The sequence below is a fragment of the Psychrobacter sp. CAL346-MNA-CIBAN-0220 genome (assembly GCF_040309805.1).
GTDB lineage: Bacteria > Pseudomonadota > Gammaproteobacteria > Pseudomonadales > Moraxellaceae > Psychrobacter.
Genome location: NZ_JBEOPF010000001.1, coordinates 1,139,494 through 1,155,668, shown reverse-complemented (window position 1 = coordinate 1,155,668; position 16,175 = coordinate 1,139,494). Strand labels below are relative to the sequence as shown.

14 protein-coding genes are annotated in these 16,175 nt (G+C 42.3%); 12 read left to right on the top strand and 2 right to left on the bottom strand.

All coding sequences use genetic code 11. The features are described 5' to 3' along the window. The first annotated feature begins 69 nt into the window (after positions 1-69). The gene (locus AAEY88_RS04480) at positions 70-819 is read left to right on the top strand and encodes a DUF305 domain-containing protein (protein WP_407074423.1); all 750 of its coding nucleotides are present in this window, start codon (positions 70-72) and stop codon (positions 817-819) included. Between the two features lie 408 nt (positions 820-1,227). Here the strand turns inward: AAEY88_RS04480 and AAEY88_RS04475 are convergent, their stop codons facing one another. After that, entirely contained in the window at positions 1,228-2,118 is an 891-nt protein-coding gene (locus tag AAEY88_RS04475; protein ID WP_350559653.1) for a LysR family transcriptional regulator, read from the bottom strand. A gap of 185 nt (positions 2,119-2,303) precedes the next feature. Between AAEY88_RS04475 and AAEY88_RS04470 the strand changes: the two genes are divergently transcribed. The 9 genes from AAEY88_RS04470 (at position 2,304) to AAEY88_RS04430 (ending at position 11,115) form a co-directional block, all read left to right on the top strand. Beyond that, on the top strand, positions 2,304-2,693 hold the full coding sequence (locus tag AAEY88_RS04470; RefSeq protein WP_350559650.1) for a RidA family protein: 390 nt from the start codon (positions 2,304-2,306) through the stop codon (positions 2,691-2,693). Between the two features lie 98 nt (positions 2,694-2,791). Then, positions 2,792-4,270, top strand: coding sequence for an aldehyde dehydrogenase family protein (locus tag AAEY88_RS04465; protein WP_350559647.1), 1,479 nt, complete (start codon positions 2,792-2,794; stop codon positions 4,268-4,270). 95 nt (positions 4,271-4,365) lie between these two features. Beyond that, positions 4,366-5,355 carry a membrane dipeptidase gene (locus tag AAEY88_RS04460; protein WP_350559644.1) on the top strand — a complete coding sequence of 330 codons (990 nt, stop codon included), beginning with the start codon at positions 4,366-4,368 and terminating at the stop codon, positions 5,353-5,355. A 163-nt stretch (positions 5,356-5,518) separates the two neighbouring features. After that, a complete protein-coding gene (locus AAEY88_RS04455; RefSeq protein ID WP_350559641.1) occupies positions 5,519-7,201 on the top strand; it encodes a BCCT family transporter in 1,683 nt (560 codons plus the stop codon). A gap of 116 nt (positions 7,202-7,317) precedes the next feature. Then, entirely contained in the window at positions 7,318-9,045 is a 1,728-nt protein-coding gene (locus AAEY88_RS04450; RefSeq protein ID WP_350559638.1) for a hypothetical protein, read from the top strand. 3 nt (positions 9,046-9,048) lie between these two features. Next, a complete protein-coding gene (locus AAEY88_RS04445) occupies positions 9,049-9,774 on the top strand; it encodes a DUF3726 domain-containing protein (RefSeq protein ID WP_350559635.1) in 726 nt (241 codons plus the stop codon). A 115-nt stretch (positions 9,775-9,889) separates the two neighbouring features. After that, a complete protein-coding gene (locus tag AAEY88_RS04440; RefSeq protein ID WP_350559632.1) occupies positions 9,890-10,090 on the top strand; it encodes a hypothetical protein in 201 nt (66 codons plus the stop codon). 300 nt (positions 10,091-10,390) lie between these two features. After that, on the top strand, positions 10,391-10,513 hold the full coding sequence (locus tag AAEY88_RS04435) for a hypothetical protein (RefSeq protein ID WP_350559629.1): 123 nt from the start codon (positions 10,391-10,393) through the stop codon (positions 10,511-10,513). 26 nt (positions 10,514-10,539) lie between these two features. Further along, entirely contained in the window at positions 10,540-11,115 is a 576-nt protein-coding gene (locus AAEY88_RS04430) for a GNAT family N-acetyltransferase (RefSeq protein WP_350559626.1), read from the top strand. Here AAEY88_RS04430 and AAEY88_RS04425 read toward each other — a convergent pair. Further along, the gene (locus AAEY88_RS04425) at positions 11,112-11,777 is read right to left on the bottom strand and encodes a histidine kinase (RefSeq protein ID WP_350559623.1); all 666 of its coding nucleotides are present in this window, start codon (positions 11,775-11,777) and stop codon (positions 11,112-11,114) included. The genes AAEY88_RS04430 and AAEY88_RS04425 overlap by 4 nt on opposite strands. A 785-nt stretch (positions 11,778-12,562) precedes the next feature. On the opposite strand from AAEY88_RS04425, the gene gdhA reads away from it, so the two are divergent. Both gdhA and AAEY88_RS04415 read left to right on the top strand, forming a co-directional pair. After that, the gene (gene gdhA, locus AAEY88_RS04420; protein ID WP_350559620.1) at positions 12,563-13,909 is read left to right on the top strand and encodes an NADP-specific glutamate dehydrogenase; all 1,347 of its coding nucleotides are present in this window, start codon (positions 12,563-12,565) and stop codon (positions 13,907-13,909) included. 276 nt (positions 13,910-14,185) lie between these two features. Further along, a complete protein-coding gene (locus tag AAEY88_RS04415; RefSeq protein WP_350559617.1) occupies positions 14,186-16,129 on the top strand; it encodes a glycosyltransferase family 2 protein in 1,944 nt (647 codons plus the stop codon). Positions 16,130-16,175 lie beyond the last annotated feature (46 nt).

Genomic DNA, 16,175 nt, shown 5'->3' with positions numbered 1-16,175 from the left:
CTATTTTAAAGAGCCTCCTTCAAACTATAAAGTTATTTAACCCATTTAACTTAAGGATATACCATGAACATTAATTACAAATTGCGCCTCTCTGTTCTTGCTGTTAGTGCAGTGCTTACACTAAGCGCCTGTCAGCCTACTAATGAGGGTAGCGCGGCCAAACCGATATTAGTCGAAGCAACTGAAACTGATACTACTGCCGCAATGGACCCGCATGCTGGTCATGATATGAGTGCAGATGCTATGGTGGCAGACGGAACACCAATGACGGCTATGCTCAAAGACTACAGCGAATCAATGACTAAAATGCATGAGGAGATGATGATTGGTATGGATTATAACGATCCAGACACAGCGTTTGCTCAAGGAATGCTCGGTCATCATATCGGCGCGGTAGATATGGCAGAAATTGAGCTAAAATACGGTACCGATGCAGAGATGCGTCAGCTGGCACAAGAAATCATCGATGCACAGCAGTCTGAGATTGCTACGATGAAAACTTGGCTTGCCAGTCATCCTGATGCCAAAAACCCAACAGCTGATACCAAAGCGATGCAACAAGCCTATGCTGATGGTATGGATGCGATGCATGGTGAGATGATGCTCGGTATCGCAGACCCAGTACCGGATATGGCATTTGCTCGTGGTATGCTGCCCCATCATGTGGGCGCGGTAGATATGGCAGAAGTACAGCTCAAATATGGTAAAGATCCAAAGATGCGTCAGCTGGCACAGGAGATTATCGATGCACAGCAGTCAGAAATTGAGCTGATGCAAAAGTGGATTGCTAAGCAGGGTACCCAAAAACCGACTACTTAATACTTGTCGCTTAGTCATTGAAGGTAAATAATATTGGAATTCTTACTGGGTAAAGTTATTCAGTAAAAGTTTTATAACTCTTAGGTCCAAAAAAGCAGCATCCTAAACTATGGTTTAAGGATGCTGCTTTTTTTTAACTATTATCAATAATGTAGAGGACTATAAATGGTAAAAGCTATTACTTTTCGTTGCACTGACAGCATTTCGAGCACATATCACACTTTTCACAAGTAGCAGGACACGTACATCCGCATTTTGTGCAGTTACAGCTAGAGTTGTAGCGTATAGAGGAAAGCAATGAGTGCAATATATTTTTGGAAGTAAATTTCATAACGAATCCCTATCTATAATAGATGGTTTAGTGTGGCAAGAACCAGTAAGGCATTCAGTACTTTTATTGTTAATATATTATAATAAGTAATTATCTTGAACATACGCAATACATAGCTCATAAAAGGCTTGGGCTGGCGGAGAGATGGATTTATTGGCCAGTTTAAAGATACCGATTTGTCTATTTAAAGAAGGGTCAATCAAGTTTATCCAGATTAGCTCGGGCTCATTAGAAGGGAAGGCTAATTTTGGTAGGGTAGTGATACCAAGATCATGTCGCAATAATGAGAATAGGGAGGTGATATTTTCTACCGTGTAGCGAGCTTTACGATTGAGTGCTTCTGCGGGTGTGTTTTCGAGCAACCGACAGGTACCATTATAAATAAAGGGCTGGGTCATAAGTTGCTCCCATTTTAAGCCCTTCGACTGACTTGATTTACTGTTGAGCTCATTGCTTTTAAGACAGACCACACCGATGGGATCTGATATGAGCAAGGTAAAATCAATATCTGTTTGATTAATGCTCGTACAATTTCCTAATGCTAGATCTACTTCACCGGTGAGTAATCGGTTTGCCACGCCAACAGAATTATCGTCTATCAAGACGATCTCGATATCGGGATATTTCTTTGAATAGGCGACTAATACGCTAGGCAGCAGCTTCGTTACTAGAGATGGCACACTAGCAATTCTTATTTTCCCTTTATCGCCTGCTGCTATGGCCTGTAAATCATCTTCTAATGCTTGATAGACACTGAGAAACTGCTGAATCTTGGGTACACAACTTTCCCCAAAAGGTGTTAGTACTGCCTTATTACCGATTTCAAACAAACGCTGGTCCAGCGTCTTCTCAAGCTCTCTTATTGATGAAGATATTGCCGCTTGTGAGCGATTGGCACGATTGGCTGCCGCGCGAAAACCCCCTTCTTCTACCACAAATAAAAAATGTCGTAACTGCTGTAGTTTCATAGTAGTTGATGCCTCTATGCTTGTTGAACTTCAAAAAATAAGATGACTTTAGATGATAGATTAAATCTATCATATTTAATATTTAATTGGTTAGATTTATCATTAATAAGTGCGTAGCATGAGTGTCATATCAGAGAAAAGCTAAGAAATAATTTATAAACTCATCATTCAAAGGACTTGAATTCATGACTACCCAATCAACCAAGCAAGCGGTTAAAACGTCACTTTATGCCTCTAAGTCGCCTCTTGAGTGGGCTATCACGAATAATGGCACTTTATATACTGCGCAAATACCTATTGATGAAAATGGCGATGTGGTAGCCGGTGGCATCGAAGCCCAAGCTCGGCAAACGCTAGATAATCTCAAGCACACATTAGAATGTGCCAATACCAGTATGGACTCGGTATTACAGGTATTAATCTATGTCACAGATCGTGAGTATTTAAAGACGGTCAATCAAGTCTATGCTGAATACTTTACGGCGCCCTATCCAAATCGAGCTGCACTTGTCATATCAGGATTGGCGCGAGAAGAAATGCTGGTAGAGCTAGTGGTTTATGCGGCAGTACCATAAATTTTAATAACGCTTCACCTTTTATATTTTTGTGATTCACAAATTTTATTCATTATTTAATAATCGTACTTTTTAATAAATTAACTGAGGACACTACTATGTCAGCCCAAACATTATCAACCCAAGCACATAAGCAAGATCCACAAAAATCAATTTACATTAATGGTGAATGGCAAGCAGGTAGCGATACCCTTGCTAACATTAACCCATCAGATACTAGCGAAACGATCGGTAACTATTCCCAAGCAAGCGATCAACAAGTCAAAGATGCGATTGCTGCAGCACGCTTAGCGCAGCCAAAATGGGAAAAAACGCCCATGGAAAAAAAGCAGTCGATTCTGCAAGCGATTGGCGATGAGATGATTGCCCGTTGTGATGAATTGGGTACCTTGTTATCACGTGAAGAAGGCAAACCGTTTGCGGAAGGTCGTGGCGAGATTTATCGTGCTGGACAGTTCTTTCATTACTTTGCCGCGGAAGTGTTGCGTCAAATGGGCGACACCGCTGACTCGGTACGGCCTATGATTAAAATTGAAGTTACCCGTGAGGCGGTCGGGGTGGTCGCTATCATTTCACCTTGGAACTTTCCAACTGCAACCGCCGTGTGGAAAATTGCGCCAGCCTTAGCCTTTGGTAATGCGGTCATTTGGAAGCCTGCTAATTTAACCCCCGCCAGTGCCGTTGCCTTAGCTGAAATTATTCACCGTCAAGGGATGCCTGAAGGCACGTTTAACCTGTTATTGGGTGGCGGTTCATCAGTCGGTGATGCCTTAATCAATTCAAAAGATATTGATGCGGTCAGCTTTACGGGTTCAGTGCCAACCGGTCGCAAAGTCGCGGCGGCAACCGCCCCTAACTTCGTGCGCTGTCAGTTAGAAATGGGCAGTAAAAATGCTTTGGTTATCGCCGATGATGCCGATTTGCAAGTCGCAATTGATGCTGCGGTTGCTGGTGCGTTTGGCGGTTCAGGACAGAAATGTACGGCTTCTTCACGCTTGATTGTCATGGACGGTATTCATGATGCTTTCGTTGAAGGGGTAGTGGCAAAAATGAAAACCTTAAAAGTCGGTCATGCGCTTGATGACGGTATATTTATGGGTCCCGTGGTTGATGACAAGCAGCTTGCGTCGAACATGGACTGGATCGAAAAAGCCAAGCAAGCGGGTGCGAACTTAGCCTTTGGTGGCGAGCGTTTAGAGATGCCACATGAGGGTTATTATATGTCGCCAACCTTATTTACTGAGACCGATAATAGCTGGGATATCAACCAAGAAGAAGTGTTTGCACCGCTTGCTTGTGTGATGCGCGTTAAGAGTTTAGAAGAAGCAATCGCCATGACCAATGACACTCGCTTTGGTTTGACTGGCGGCATCATTACGCAAAGCTTACGTAGCAGTGCCATGTTTAAAGAGCAAGTACAAGCAGGCTGCGTCATGGTCAACCTATCTACTGCCGGTACGGATTATCATGTGCCATTTGGTGGCCGTAAAGAGTCCAGCTTTGGCCCGCGCGAGCAAGGCCAATATGCTAAAGAGTTTTATACTGTGGTTAAAACGGCCTATCAGAAAGCTTATTAACAGCTTATCAAAAAAGGATGCTAGCCGTAATAATGGCGCAACTGTTTAAAAACGCGCCTAGCGACTACTTATAAAAGCATAAAAGGAATTTGAGAATGTACCAAGACCATATCGTCATTGACGGTTTACAGTATAGCAACTGGGATCGTGACTATTTCAAAATGCTGCAAGCCAGCGGTATCAATGCGGTACATGCCACTTTGGTCTATCACGAAGATTCGCGGCAGACGATGACCCGCTTTGCTGAATGGAATGCGCGTTTTGAACAGAATTCAGACCTTATCCTACCAGTATATTCGGTGGCTGATATTGAGACTGCCAAGCAGCAAGGCAAAGTCGGTATCTTCTTTGGTGCGCAAAACTGCTCGCCAATCGATGATGAGATTGGCCTGATTGGTGTGATGCGCCGCTTAGGGTTGCTGATTATGCAACTGACTTATAACAATCAAAGCTTACTAGCAACCGGTTGTTATGAGCAGAACGATAGTGGCGTTACTCGTTTTGGTCAGCAAGCAATCGCTGAGATGAATCGAGTTGGTATGATTATTGATATGTCGCACAGCGCCGAGCAATCAACGCTGGAGGCGATAGAGATATCATCGCGTCCGATATGTATTAGTCATGCCAACCCGACTACCGCGCATGATGCTTTGCGTAACAAGTCTGATGCTGTCATTAGCGCTTTAACCAAGGCAGGCGGGCTGTTAGGTTTTAGTTTATACCCATTTCATTTGCCCAATGGTAGCGCCTGCACCTTAGATGACTTTTGCAGAATGATTGCTGATTGTGCGGATAAATATGGCGCTGAGTATTTAGCAATTGGTAGTGACTTGTGCCTCAATCAGCCGCAAGCGGTGCTTGAGTGGATGCGCAACGGACGCTGGTCAAAGGCAATGGATTATGGTGAAGGTAATGCCAATAATTCAGGCTGGCCAGATACGCTACCGTGGTTCGCTGGCAAGGAAGGCATGGAAAATATTTATAATGGCCTGTTGCAACATGGTTTTAATGACCAGGATGCTGGGAAAATAATTGGTCAGAACTGGTTTGATTTTCTTGAAAATGGCATAAAACCTTTAGCTTAAAAGCTGATTTTTAAACCGCTAAAAGACATTCGGTATCGTATAGCACTAAGTGTTGTTTTAATCACCAAACAGCAAAGTATAGAAAGGCGAGATAAGACAAAGTAAGGCGATTTAGAGGTAACTCTAATTTAAATGACGCAAAATTATCATATGGAGCCACACCATGGCCGATTTAAAGGGACTTAAACGAGATAATGGGCAAGGACGCTCGCATAACGCTGGCAAAGTAGGTGGCGATTTGAGTCATACAGAAGACTCATCTGATACCTTAGGACTCAAAAACCCTGCGTTCTGGTACAGCGGTGGGTTTATTATTGCCTTTGTTCTCATGGCGATCTTTGCAGAAGAGCAGCTAGCACAAATAGTTGATGCGGGCTTTGTTTGGTCGGCTAAAGTCTTTGGCCCTTTTTGGCAAATCTTATTATTAGCCACTTTTGTGATCGCTTTAGCGGTTGGGGCTGGTCGCACAGGGCGAGTTATTTTAGGTAATCTACCCAAGCCTGAAATGGACAACTTTAAATGGATGGCCATTTTATTCTGTACGCTACTGGCTGGTGGCGGGGTCTTTTGGGCAGCCGCTGAACCTATCGCCCATTTCGTGACAGCACCGCCACTTTATGGTGAAACAGCTGACATCCAACAAAGAGCATTCAACGCGCTATCACAATCGTTTATGCATTGGGGATTTTTGGCCTGGTCGATTGTCGGTAGCTTGACGGCTATTGTGGTTATGCACTTACATTATGATAAAGGCTTGCCGCTCAAACCTCGTACGCTGCTATATCCTATGTTTGGTGAACGGGTGCTTACCGGTCATACCGGAGCAATTATTGATGCTTGCTGTATTGTCGCGGTTGCTGCTGGTACGATTGGTCCCATTGGCTTTTTGGGTCTACAAACCAGCTATGCACTCAATACTTTATTTGGTATTCCTGATACGTTTACCACCCAGCTCATTATTATCATATTTGCTATTGCCCTTTATACACTTTCAGCGATTAGTGGACTTGCCCGCGGTATGCAAATACTCAGCCGCTTCAATGTCATACTAGCGGTAGCGCTGATGGTCTTTATTTTGATATTTGGGCCAACCAACTTTATTGTCAATGGCTATATTCAAGGTGTTGGCACCATGGTCCATAACTTTATCCCGATGGCGACTTATCGTGGTGATGAAGCTTGGCTTGGTGGCTGGACAGTGTTCTTTTGGGGCTGGTTTTTGGGTTACGGCCCGATGATGGCCATCTTTATCGCTCGTATCTCTCGTGGCCGTACTATTCGCCAGCTGATTACGACGGTTTGTATTATTGCACCACTAGTCACTTGCTTTTGGTTCACGGTCGTTGGTGGTTCAGGCCTCGCGTTTGAGATTGCCAATCCGGGTAGTGTTAGTACTGCTTTTGAAGGCTTTAACCTTCCTGGTGCGTTGTTGGCAATCACTCAGCAACTGCCGTTTCCTTTGATTACCTCATTACTGTTTATCATTTTAACTATGGTATTTATTGTGACTACGGGTGATTCAATGACCTATACCATCAGTGTGGTTATCAGCGGCGAGAGAGAGCCTAACGCTATGATCCGCACCTTTTGGGGCATCATGATGGGGGTGACGGCTATCGTTCTAATCTCGCTTGGTGCAGGCGGGGTGACGGCTTTGCAATCCTTTATCGTGATTACCGCTGTGCCAGTGTCCTTTGTTCTTCTACCGTCATTATGGAACGGACCAAAAATTGCTCAGCAAATGGCTCACGATCAAGATCTGTATCGTCCTAACCGAGTTGAAACTGATCATAGAATCGCTGAGGAAAAGCGTGCTAAAGAAACAACTACCAAAGAAATTGATTAAGTAAGTTATCAATATAACCGGTAATTTATTTGTTGATTGACATTGTTAAGTGATGTTATTAATTAAAAGCATCAACTAAGTTATCGGTTTAACGCATTATTTAAGGTGAGAGTTATATGGAACATAGCCTATTAATCAATGATAATCCAAGCAACGATAAGCTAAATGCAGTCAGCTTCCGTACCCCTGATGTGGTGATGCACTCTGAAAGATTGGGCGCAATGCACCAAACCCGTATCAGCTTTGTGCGTACGCTACTACGTAAAATTGACAAAGAGAACTGGACGTTAAGCAACCATCTTTGGGATTTGGATAAAGAGGGTTATGGGCAAGTGATTTACCGTTTGCAAACCCATGAACATGTTTATCATCTGGTCGTATTCTGCAATCAGATCGCCGATGAGGAACGTAATGATCGCGTCATTGCCCAAAAATGGGATGTTACCTTTGCTCTGGTCTATGGCGAGATAGGCGATGAGTTACTGGCAAATCTAAAAGCCAACGTACCACTACAAGAAGCGGGTCGCAATTCTAATATGGTCATGGTGCTCGCGCGTGCAAATAAAAGCGTGCGCGTCTTTGATCATATCGTCAGCTCACTTGCCGATGGGCAGCAGCCTAATCTAGATGTGCTGGCACAAGTGGGTTATATCCTGCGCACCACTGCGGTCTATGGCAATGGCAAGTTCGGTATTTTTGACTTTAAACCTCTAGATCATAGCGAAGATTTTAACCAATCCTTTCGCGCGCAGATGTGTGCGGTTTATTTGCTTCGAGAGTTTAGCCTTGATTGGGTCGATTATTTGGCCAAGCAAAAAGGTGGTAAGAAGGCAGTTAGCTTACATCCAGAGATTAAGCGCTATTTAGGTATTGGTAATGCCACTGGCCTTGGCATGGCGCCATATCTGATTAATCACCCTTGTGTCGTCGATCAATGGCTAAGCGCTCGTGAAGGGGGGCTACAAGCGGTATTGGTTTGTGCTATTGAGCCTAAAAAAGTAGAAATTTTTACAAATTTAATGAGCCGTGCTATTCAACATTTTTCTGAAGTGGTGACTATTAACGAGCCGCAAATCATCCTGAATAATACGGTTGTTGATGAGTTGACGCACTTGCAAAGTAACTTTATAACCGAGCTTAAAGGCTGCAACACGTGGGCTGACTTCTTACAGGGTAACCAGCATCTGAGTTTTGAGAGCCAAGAGGTTATGATCTCCTGCATGATGGAGCTCTATCCTGAGCGCGTTGATCCGTTTGCCGGGCAAGCCAATGCTGACGAGAGTATGTCGTTACCCAGTGGTAAAGTTGTTCAAGACCTTATTGAGGTATTAGAAGCGCGTTATCAGTGGGCAATTAGCATTGATTTTGCAGCAGCAGATAACGTCTATTGGTTTTGGTATCGCTCTGAGGATAAAGAAGAGCCGAGAATGGGCGTACGTGGACAAGAACATGGTGATGATAAAGAGTTTCTATTAGATATTGGCAGACAAGCGAATACCTTGTATTTAGCATTACAGCAAGCCGATTCGCAGCAGCTTATTTCTGAATTTATCCTAAGTCAGCCAAAACATCGTTCGATTGCTCGGCGTGTCTGGACCATGGGTCATAAGAAAATGGGAGATATTCAGATTAATGTGTTGCAGAAGACCGCATTGCCGATGCATCTGTTGCGTTGTAAGCTGTCTATGTTTGGTGCGACTAAGTTTGATCCAAGATCTGATCGCTGGGTACGAGTCACGTTGTTCCAAGGTGCACCTTTATTTGATGACGTACATAGTGATGAATGGCTGTTTCCTTTACTGCCAAATTTATCTGCGCTATCAGAAAAAATCAAGGAGGATTAAGACATGATTGTATCGCATAATGAAATTGTAACGACGGTAAATAAAGCCTTCTTGGGTATGCAACGAGAAGTAGGTGAGGCTGATTTGATTGCTTCTATGGTAGCAGAGTTGCAAATGGCAGGGTTAAACGGCATCTTACACTTTAACAATGCCAGCCCTTTTATTCTATCTGAACGCGATGTTCCTATTGATATTATCCATCAAGCTGAGGGTGAAGTTAGCTTAGATCTGCATGGTAGCAGTCTGGTCTGTCATTTACCGGTAGTGATGGACTATGCCCTTGAAAAAATGGGCAAGCGTGATCATTTTAAAATTTATTTGCACAATTGTCACAACCGCTGGTTAGCCTATAGTGAGCTGGTAAGTCTTGCTGCAAAGGGTATTGCTTGTCTGGCTAAATGGGATAATGGCAGCGCACCTAAGCATACTGTATTTACTTTAGATAAAAGGTTTGTTTACCCTGATCTGTATTTTTTTAATGAGGCACAGAATAACTATAATACTAATGACATGGTTATTGAGATGTCGACCTCTAACTTCGATATCGAAAAAGACATTCAACATTTTGATCGTAAAGTATCAACGGATGAGTTGTTTGCAACCCATCAACGCGCCTGGAAAGAAGGGATTTATGTCTGCGATGAACAGTGGGCGATACTTAAGAAAAGTGCTACTGCGATCTTGGTAGAAAACAGTGAGGCGTCAAGTAAAGGGGCAGGGGGCGTGTGATAATCTGAATATAGTGATATCGCATATAGAGGTAATTGTTAGGCAAAAAAGCTGGGGGCACAAAAGAGATAAATTCAACCGTAATATGCATTTAAATGTTAAGTAATATCACCTTATGAGTCGTAGGTTATGGCTACTGATTGGTATTATCAGTTTTCTTGGCGCTATTGTTGCGCTATTTAATCCACTTAGTGCTACATTTACTGCAGAACAATTGGCAGGATGGTTGTTTTTGTTCGTAGGTGTTTTACTTGCGGTTAAGCTATTCTCTAACGGTATATCGTTGGTCATATATTCGCGCGTTCAACCGACATAAACGAACAATCAACATATTTAGTGCTGAGTTAACAATAAAAAAGAAGACTCATCAAAAATGGGTCTTCTTTTTTATGTGGTGGTTAAAATTATAGGCTATTTTTATCTTATTTAACTACCGTCCTTGTTGTGCTTGGGTGGCCATTTTCATTTAGAGTTTAGGAGTAATTTTCATTAAATTTAGTGCTACTATGGCGCGCTTACTGGCTGTTATTAGCGTCCTATTTAATAAATAAGGGTTTAATAAATAAGCACTTCTAAAGATGTTAAATGATATTTAAAGTAACTTATAGGCACTATTATGATCGTGATCTACGGTATTAAAGACAATCTTAATCTCATTAAAGCACAACTTTCTGATGTCATACACAGCTGCATGCAGTCGGTGCTTGGGATGCCAGAGGACAAAAAGGTTAATATTTAATACAGACTAGGTGAGGATTGAGCTTTATGACCGTATCGATATTAGAAACAGAACGTTTATATCTTAGGCAGTGGCAGCCAAGCGACTTTGCGATATTCGCTGATATGAATGCCGATCCAGAAGTGATGCGCTATTTCCCCAAGTTATTATCAGCTACAGTGAGTGATATCATTGCGAATAAATGCCAGCAGCTCATTGAAGATAACGGCTGGGGATTCTGGGCAGTAAGTCTAAAAGAAGATTCAGAAAAAAGTGATGCCTTTATCGGTTTTGTGGGCTTGAATCAAACGCATGCTGCTCTGCATTTTGCCCCTTGTGTCGAGATTGCTTGGCGACTGCGCAAGGATTATTGGGGACAAGGCTATGCCACTGAAGCCGCACGTGCCTCTTTAAAGTTTGCCTTCGCGGAGCTAGCACTTGATGAAGTGGTCGCATTCACCGCTGTTATTAATAAGCGCTCCCAATCGATTATGGAGCGTATCGGCATGACCAATACGCAGGACAATTTTTATCATCCTGCGCTGTCATCCGACCATCCACTTGCTGAGCATGTCTTGTATAAAATCAATCAGCAGCAGGGGCAGAAAGCCAATATTGACTAAGCATCCCTCGAAAACGTCAAAATATGTCCTTTAAAAGGCATATCCAAATAAGTGGTATCTTCTGGTTTAATATGTTTGCTACTAAAGCCAAACTCAATCATCTTTTTAGTGAGTTTGTTTTTGCGGCCACGGCCGGGGTCAACGACGATCACTTCACAGTGTGGATTGGCATGGCGCTCGATGAACGCTGCTAATATATCGACATGCTGGTCTTCATAGAGTAAGTCGCTACCGATAATCATATCAAAACGACCAAGACCGCTGTTCACTTGCGCCCAATCTAGCCGCTCAAAGGCAATCTCTTTATTATTATTTAGGGTCGTATTTTTATCAAGGAAGTACTCGACTGTCGGATGATAGTCGGTCGCTGTGATATCTGCGTGCCGGTTATTGAGCAGTAGGCTAGATAACGCCATTCCGCAGCCGACTTCTAGAATACGCCTACCGGCAATATCATAATTGAGCATATGATTGGCCAACACCAAACTTGACGGCCATATCACGCCGAATAATGGCCAAGAAGCGGAGCAAATGCCTAAGTTGAGCGCTTCATCATCAGGGTCGCTGAATTGCTGATTGTCGCGTAAGGTACAGACATGAATATCGGTATTGCCAATTTCAATCGTTTGATAACGCACGCGCACAGAGGTAAGCGAAGTCATAAACCATCCTAAAAAAGAAGCAAGAGTGCATAATCTGGCAGAGGTTGCCACTATCAGGGATTGGGTAATAAGAGTGGTATGAAAGGCCAATCAAAAGTTTAGATGGGATCAGGAATTAGATGAAATTAACTATATTATGCTCTATTTCTTAGTTATTTACTGTTAATTAACAGGAGACTACTATTACCAGAATCTGAGGTAAGGTCTTAATGGGCTCAAAAATATGCCGCAGTTGGGTACAAAACTAAGTATTACACCTGTCCTTATTGTCAATATCGCTCTCAAAATTTTGGACTATTACTAAATATTTATAATTTTTTTTTATGAGTTGGTTGCTTTTTTATACCATTTGTATGATTATTGAGCGTGCAGTAATAAAGATATTGATTATTAACGTCACTATGCATTTAGTCTGTAATAGTAAGCGTTCATGGTTAGTGGTGATTTATATTGCAATATAGGATTGACTTTTTTTGGAAGCAAGGTAAATTAAATAGGCGAAGTCTATTGCCTAACCGTTCTGACCGTAAAGCGCACTTCGTGCCGCATTCATGTAATATTGTCTACGTCTATCCACATTTGATAGTCTTTAATTGGCATATAAACAACATCGTATCTATCGGTCACGTAGTCCATTGGCTTCCAAGTCCGCCAGTTTTTATATGCTTTATGCATGAATAAAAAACTAATCCTGCAATATTATTTGCAATATTATTATGTATTGTAATACGATATTGCGCGGACGTCATCCAGTACCATCCCCGTTCTCCAGTTAAGGAAGATATATGAGTATCAGTCAAGCCATCGAAACAGTTGAAGCAAACTATGCGCATCAACCTGAATTTATTCAAGCGGTAAAAGAAGTGGCAATCTCTATCAAACCGTTATATGACGCGCATCCTGAATATGAAACCTTAAAAGTATTTGAGCGTTTAGTAGAGCCCGACCGTATTTTCAACTTTCGTGTAAACTGGGAAAATGATAAAGGTGAAGTGCAAGTTAACCGCGGCTGGCGTGTGCAGTTCAACAATGCCTTGGGCCCATACAAAGGTGGCCTCAGATTTCATCCAACGGTGACCGAATCTGTTCTAAAATTCCTAGGCTTTGAACAAATCTTCAAAAACGCATTAACCGGTCTGCCAATTGGCGGCGGTAAAGGGGGTTCTGATTTTGATCCTAAAGGCAAGTCTGAGAGTGAGATTCGCCGTTTTTGCTACGCCTTTATGCGTGAGTTGCATCACTACATTAGTAAAGACATGGATGTACCAGCCGGTGATATCGGCGTGGGTGGCCGCGAAGTCAGCTACATGTATGCGATGTACAAAAACCTAACGCGCGAATCTACTGGGGTTATTACCGGTAAAGGTGTTGGTTTTGGTGGTAGCTTAATGCGTACTGAAGCCACAGGTTACGGCGCGGTATATTTCCTAGAAAACATGCTAGCTGCTCAAGATGAAGACATCAAAGGCAAAACAGTCTTAGTATCAGGTGCGGGTAACGTATCATTGCATGCTGCCGAAAAATGTATCGCACTTGGTGCCAAAGTTATCACCGTATCAGATTCTCGCGGTACGCTACATGATACCAGCGGTTTTACTCAAGAAAAAATCGACTGGCTAAAAGCGCAAAAAGCGCAAAACAAGCCATTGGTTGATTACGTCGATAAGTTCGGCGGTGAGTGGTTAGATGGCAAAAAGCCATGGCAGTTTAAAGCAGATATCGCTATTCCATCAGCGACTCAAAACGAAATTAATGAAGATGAAGCCAAGCAGTTGGTTAATAATGGCGTAAAATACGTTGTTGAAGGCGCTAACATGCCATTGACTGCAGAAGCTATCGACCATGTGCGTGAGCACCGTGTACATTATGCGCCTGGCAAAGCAGCAAATGCTGGCGGTGTGGCAGTATCAGCGCTTGAAATGTCACAGAACTCAGTACGCCAATACAATACTTTTGAGCAAGTGGATCAGCAATTGAAGAATATTATGAAAGATATTCATGACGGCGCTGCTGGCGCTTCAGAAGAATATGGTCAGACCGATAACGGTTATATTGACTATATGGCTGGCGCAAATATGGTTGGCTTTAAGCGCGTTGCTGATGCGCTATTGGCTTATGGTATCCTAAACTAAAATCACCTTATCGTATTTATCAAATACAGCGTCTGCTTTTATTAGTAGGCGCTGTATTTTTTTGTTCAAAGCAATCTACTTACTGGTTTTCAAAAGACGTTATATAAAGTTATTTGGACTATAAACTACTAATATATATAAGATTTTTACATGTTTTACGTGGCGTTACATTTATATGAATTTATAGACAGATCATAGATAATTATTGGTAACCCTTTGGGCTAACATGGACTTCGTTCGTTAATTTGAGTTGACGTATAAGCCTAAGGATAAGACATGACGATCGGTCGCGAAGTCTATGCTGAAAAAAGTTTACTTTCAAGCAGTTCGCCTGCTATAAACAACCAGGCGTTAAGACAACATATTTCTAGTAATGACGATGGCCTTATTGGATTATCGGGAACCTCTTTATTAAAAATCAACGTATCTGAAAATAGTGTTTTGAAAGACAGCAAGGATCAGAACGATCATTTTAGAGAAGATGTTAACAATAATATTAGCCATCGCGCTTTTAATACTAACGATAATTCTATTACTTTTTATCAATCAGTTACTGTAGATAATGATAGCGACTCTATCAAGAAGACAATTAAAATAAAGAATGCTGTATTAGAAAACGCTTCGTCATCTATGGCAACACCTGTACGTTTGAGCTTTCAGTTAATGACTCATGCAGAACCTGCGGAGATGGTGATTGCAACTATCAAATCATTGCTCGCGATTAAAGCCACTGATGATGAGATATTAATCGTTGATAATAATCATACTGAGATCGCATTATATGAGCCTTTAGCAAAATTTTGTGCTGAACTAAATGAGCGGTTAAATGTCCATTTTTATCATATCGATGCGGTAGCAGGCTTTAAAGCAGGAGCGCTGAATTTAGCTTTGGGGCTAATGGATCCGAGATGTACCTATGTGGTAGTAGTTGATAGTGATTACCAGGCTCTACCGCAGGCGAGAAGGTCGATTGCTGCCGCTATTGCCAATTATCCTAATCATGCGCTATTACAGTTTCCGCAGTTCTACCGTGATGCGGATCGAGTAGATGTTCATAGTGAGCTGAATCATTACTTTAACCATCATTTATACCGTCCTTTTAATCGCCAGCGTGCACTATCGACAGGGACTTATGCGGTTATTCGCCGCACAGCGCTGCTTCGTTTGGGTGGGTGGTCAGGGGCGTCAATCACAGAAGATGCACAGATGGGAGTGCTGATGCATCGGCATGGTTTGTGTAGCCAGTTTATTCCCCAAGTGATTGCTACCGGGATACTGCCGAATACTTTAAGTGATTTGATGAGTCAACGTCGACGCTGGATTTATGGCAATATGCAGGTGCTCAATAGCTACTTTTCTATTCGTCCACTGTCCTCTCAGTTAGCTGTCGCCATTAATGATGATGCTATTAATACTGACGTTACTAATAATAATGAAGTATCAAAACTCACTACACCCTTAAATAAAATTCCCCTAAATTTACTTCAATCTGACGGGATTGGTGAGCGTCTGGCTTATATGCGTGCGCATTTATCACAGCTCAGTGCTTGGATAAACTTGACTGGTATTTTTATACTACTACACGTTTGTATCTTGCTTATTATCACCGGGGCGTTACTAACAGATGCGAGTATTAACTTATCAACCCTAATAATGCCTTTATATGTCGTATATACAGGTTATGCATTATTTTTGATAAGACGTCTTTGGGCGTATTGGCATGATCGCGAGCCTCTTAATCAACAAGTAAATAGCAACTACACTCCGAGCGTTAATAAAAGGTTACGTGCTTGGGCTCTACATCTTAACTTTTGGGAGCTTGGCGCTTTATCGTGGTTACCTGTGCTTTGGGGGCGTGATAAGCCGTTTATTTGTACCCCAAAGCAAGAAGACAGTCGTACGCGTCGTACGGTATGGGCTGCCAATATAGTTGCGTTACCTAAGTTGCTGTTGATGCTAAATATCATCACGGCAGTCGTCGTGTCGCCGTTATCACCGCTCTATTCTCCAGCCTTATTTATCTGTGCAATCACTGTTTGTCTTTTAAAGTTATGGGCAGCCAAAGTGATTTTTGCCAATTATGCTTATACAGAGCCCAAGGTTTATACCATCGCTGCGCAGTCGATAACGCCTATTAATACCACTCAGAACAGCGCTTTTATAATAACAAAAACATCCGACATTACTAAATTTGAAGATAAAAAAACTGTTAATTCTTAATGTTGATTTAGGTGGTCTTCATTTCAAATTATTACAGCTATTTTAT

Bases quoted from the DNA above. Each gene is read 5' to 3' on its own strand.
- AAEY88_RS04475 (WP_350559653.1), bottom strand. From the start codon at position 2,118: ATGAAACTACAGCAGTTACGACATTTTTTATTTGTGGTAGAAGAAGGG.
- AAEY88_RS04470 (WP_350559650.1), top strand. From the start codon at position 2,304: ATGACTACCCAATCAACCAAGCAAGCGGTTAAAACGTCACTTTATGCC.
- AAEY88_RS04465 (WP_350559647.1), top strand. From the start codon at position 2,792: ATGTCAGCCCAAACATTATCAACCCAAGCACATAAGCAAGATCCACAA.
- AAEY88_RS04460 (WP_350559644.1), top strand. From the start codon at position 4,366: ATGTACCAAGACCATATCGTCATTGACGGTTTACAGTATAGCAACTGG.
- AAEY88_RS04455 (WP_350559641.1), top strand. From the start codon at position 5,519: ATGGCCGATTTAAAGGGACTTAAACGAGATAATGGGCAAGGACGCTCG.
- AAEY88_RS04450 (WP_350559638.1), top strand. From the start codon at position 7,318: ATGGAACATAGCCTATTAATCAATGATAATCCAAGCAACGATAAGCTA.
- AAEY88_RS04445 (WP_350559635.1), top strand. From the start codon at position 9,049: ATGATTGTATCGCATAATGAAATTGTAACGACGGTAAATAAAGCCTTC.
- AAEY88_RS04440 (WP_350559632.1), top strand. From the start codon at position 9,890: ATGAGTCGTAGGTTATGGCTACTGATTGGTATTATCAGTTTTCTTGGC.
- AAEY88_RS04435 (WP_350559629.1), top strand. From the start codon at position 10,391: ATGATCGTGATCTACGGTATTAAAGACAATCTTAATCTCATTAAAGCA.
- AAEY88_RS04430 (WP_350559626.1), top strand. From the start codon at position 10,540: ATGACCGTATCGATATTAGAAACAGAACGTTTATATCTTAGGCAGTGG.
- AAEY88_RS04425 (WP_350559623.1), bottom strand. From the start codon at position 11,777: ATGACTTCGCTTACCTCTGTGCGCGTGCGTTATCAAACGATTGAAATT.
- gdhA (WP_350559620.1), top strand. From the start codon at position 12,563: ATGAGTATCAGTCAAGCCATCGAAACAGTTGAAGCAAACTATGCGCAT.
- AAEY88_RS04415 (WP_350559617.1), top strand. From the start codon at position 14,186: ATGACGATCGGTCGCGAAGTCTATGCTGAAAAAAGTTTACTTTCAAGC.